General features: G+C 66.5%; 2 protein-coding genes. Both read left to right on the top strand.

From position 1 onward, the window contains the following. A partial coding sequence (locus tag VD811_06235; protein ID HXV20569.1) for a universal stress protein occupies positions 1 to 208 on the top strand: 208 nt, incomplete at its 5' end. A 159-nt stretch (positions 209 to 367) separates the two neighbouring features. Next, the gene (locus tag VD811_06230) at positions 368 to 3361 is read left to right on the top strand and encodes an NAD-glutamate dehydrogenase domain-containing protein (GenBank protein HXV20568.1); all 2994 of its coding nucleotides are present in this window, start codon (positions 368 to 370) and stop codon (positions 3359 to 3361) included. Positions 3362 to 3421 lie beyond the last annotated feature (60 nt).

Below are 3421 nucleotides of genomic sequence, written 5' to 3'. Positions count from 1 at the left end.
CGAGGACATCGACCGGATTGCCGACATCGAGGTGCATCACGGCCATCCGGTCGACCAGATCCTCGAAATGGCCGACCGCATCGACGCCGACCTGATCGTGCTGGGCAGCCACGGCAAGGGCAGGCTCAAATACGCGTTCCTTGGCAGCGTGGCGGAAAAGGTGCTGCGCAAAACCTTACGACCGGCCATGGTGGTGCCCCTGCGGTAGGCCGATGAAAAACGCCCATCTGCGGCGTTGCCCTCGTCTTCGTCACTGCGACGTACCTTCCAGGTACGCCTCGCTCCTCAGATTTCGGGCGCCTTGCACCTGGGCATTTTTGATCGGCCCGACAACTGACGTCGGACAGAAAAGGCGAGAAGGATGGTTATGGAAGAGACGGCCAAACAGTTCCTGCGCCGGGAGGTGCTGCGCGAGATCGGCGCCAGCTGCGGCAGCGCCGGGGAGAACCTCAACTGGCTGCTGGAGAAGATGCACCCCTACTTCTCCATCACCATGCAGGACGAGCCGGAGGCGGTCGCCGCCCTGGCCACCCGCCTGCACAGCCTGCGGCAGGAACAGCGGCTGGTGCTCGCCGACCGCGAGAGGCGGCTGGTCCTGGCCCGCCTCAACCGGCCCGGCTCCCTCTACGATACCCTGAAGAACCTGCGGGAGCGGGAGATCTCCTACGCCCAGTTCACCCAGTCCTACGGGACGGTGCCGGGCCTCGCCGAAGGGCTGGAGCTGCAGCGCTTCGATTTCGACCGCAAAAGCCACCGGGAGATCGCCCAGGCCGGCGAGGTGAGCATCCCGTCCGCCCTGCGCCGTGCCATCGCGGCGGCGATTGCCGAGCACTATCCGGCCTTCGAGCAGAAACAGTTCGCGCGCCTTTTGCGCCTGCTGTGGCTCAACAACGAGCATTACGTGCGCATCTCGCCGGCCAGGCGCGTCGCCCAGCTCCTCTGGCTGTTCCAGCAGAGCATCGCCGGCGGCGGCATCTTCTTCGATGCCGAGGAGACCGAGGATACCGAGCGCCAGCGCGAGTACCGGGTCATGTTCGCCGCCGGCAACCCGCCGCAGATCGATTTTTTGCAGCAGATCATGGAGGTCTTCAACCGCCTCGGCCTCGGCGTCAAGCGTGCCTACTGCCTGACCCTCAGCAACGGCGTCCATCCCTACTTCCTCGGCAACTTCTACATCCGCACCCGGCAGGCGGAGCTGATCGACAAGGGCTCCGAGCTCTTCCTGCGCCTGCGCCGGGAGCTCTACAACACGCAGATCCTCTCCGCCGCCTCGTACGCCTACCGGGAGTTCGTCACCGGGCGGGTGATGAGCGGCGAGGAAGCCTCCCTGGTCAACGCCTTCATCGCCTTCTGCCACACCAACCTCGCCCACAACCAGCCGGACCGCTTCGGCTACGAGGACGTTCTGCGCGCCTTCCACGGCCACCCGGACATGGCGCTGCAGTTGATCGGACTTTTCCGCGCCCGCTTCGATCCGGATGTCGACGAGCGCCGGGCCCGCTACGAGAAGACCCTGGCCGACCTCACCCGGGCCATCGACGGCTACAACACCGGCCACCGCTACCTCGACGAGGTGCGCCGCGGCATCTTCCGCTGCGCCCTGATCTTCATCCGGCACACCCTGAAGACCAATTTCTTCATCCCCGAGAAGCAGGCGCTCGCCTTCCGCCTCGACCCGGCCTACCTGGACGAGCTCGGCGCCGAGTTCACCGCCGACCTGCCGCCGGAGCGCCCCTTCCGGGTGACCTTCTTTTTCGCCCGGCACGGCTGCGGCTACCACATCGGCTTCTCCGACATCGCCCGCGGCGGCTGGCGCACGCTGCTCAGCCGCGACTGGGACGACTACGTCACCGGCGCCAACACCCTCTTCCGCGAGAACTACGTGCTCGCCCACACCCAGCACCTCAAGAACAAGGACATCTACGAGGGGGGCTCGAAGATGGTGGTCATCCTCGATGCCGCCGACCTTGCCGACCGCGACCTGGTCACCCGCCGTCTCTACAAGCTGCAGTACGGCCTGATCAACGCCTTCTTCGACATCTTCGTCACCGAAGCGGGGCGGGCGAAGGACCCGCGGGTGGTCGACTACTACGGCGAGGACGAGCCGATCGAGCTGGGGCCGGACGAGAACATGCACGACGAGATGGTCGAGCTGATCGCCCGCCAGTCGGTGCGCCGCGGCTACCTGCTGGGCATCGGCGTCATCTCCAGCAAGAAGGTCGGGATCAACCACAAGGAGTACGGCGTCACCTCGACCGGCGTGGTCAAATTCGCCGAAATCGCCATGGAGGAGCTCGGTGTCGACATCCGGCGCGACCCCTTCAGCGTCAAGCTGACCGGCGGGCCGAACGGCGACGTCGCCGGCAACGCCCTGCGCATCCTGCTGGAGCGCTCTCCGCAGGCACAGATCCGGCTGATCGTCGACGGCACCGGCGCCCTCTGCGATCCGGCCGGGGCGAACCACGACGCCCTGCGCCGCATCGTGCTCAAGAGCGATGTGGACGCCTTCGACCCGCAGGCGCTGCATGCCGGCGGCTTTCTCCTCTACCGCAACCTGCGCCGCACCGAGGGGCGGCGCGAGCTCTACAAAAAGGTGGTGCGCAGCGAACGGGGGCTCGAGGAGCAGTGGCTCACCGTCGACGAGTTCAACCGGGAGTTCGGCAGCCTGGTCTTCACCGTGCCGGCCGATCTCTTCATCCCCGCCGGCGGCCGCCCCGAAACCATCGATGCCGAGAACTGGCCGCAGTTTCTCCGGCCGGACGGCGCGCCGAGCGCCCGCGTCATCGTCGAAGGGGCCAACTCCTTCATCACCCCGGCGGCCCGGATCGAGCTGCAGAAGCACGGCGTCGTCATCCTGCGCGACGCCTCGGCCAACAAGTGCGGGGTCATCTCCTCCTCCTACGAAATCATCGCCAACCTGCTGATGACCGAGAAGGAGTTCCTCGCCAACAAGGAGCGCTACGTCGCCGACGTCCTGGCCATCCTCGAAAAGCGGGCGGCGGAGGAGGCGCGGCTGATCTTCCGGCGCAAGGCGGACCCGGGCTGCGCCCAGCTCTGGACGGAGATTTCCGCCGCCATCAGCGGCGAGATCAACGCCCACTACGCGCGTCTCTTCGCCTGGTTCCAGCAGCATCCGGAACGCTGCGACGAACCGCTGTTCCGAAAGGCGATCGAGGCGCACCTGCCGCGCCTGCTGCGCGAGAACAGCCGCTACCGGCGGCGCATCAAGAACCTGCCGCCCAAGTACCGCTACGCCATCCTGGCCAGCGAGATCGCCTCCTCCATGGTCTACCGTGGGGATCGCGAGGCGGAGTTCGTGGAGGTGCTCAAGGGACACCTGCAGCGGATGTTTGCGGGCTGAGAGAGGGGGGGGAGGTTTTGACCCCCCTTTGGCAAAGGGGGGCGAGGGGGGATTTGCCTC

This window comes from Desulfuromonadales bacterium (assembly GCA_035620395.1).
In the GTDB taxonomy this organism is placed as follows: Bacteria; Desulfobacterota; Desulfuromonadia; order Desulfuromonadales; family DASPGW01; genus DASPGW01.
This window is presented reverse-complemented; position numbering and strand designations above follow the sequence as displayed.

What these genes read in the sequence shown, in the direction of transcription:
- VD811_06230 (HXV20568.1), top strand. Translation starts at nt 368, where the DNA reads ATGGAAGAGACGGCCAAACAGTTCCTGCGCCGGGAGGTGCTGCGCGAG.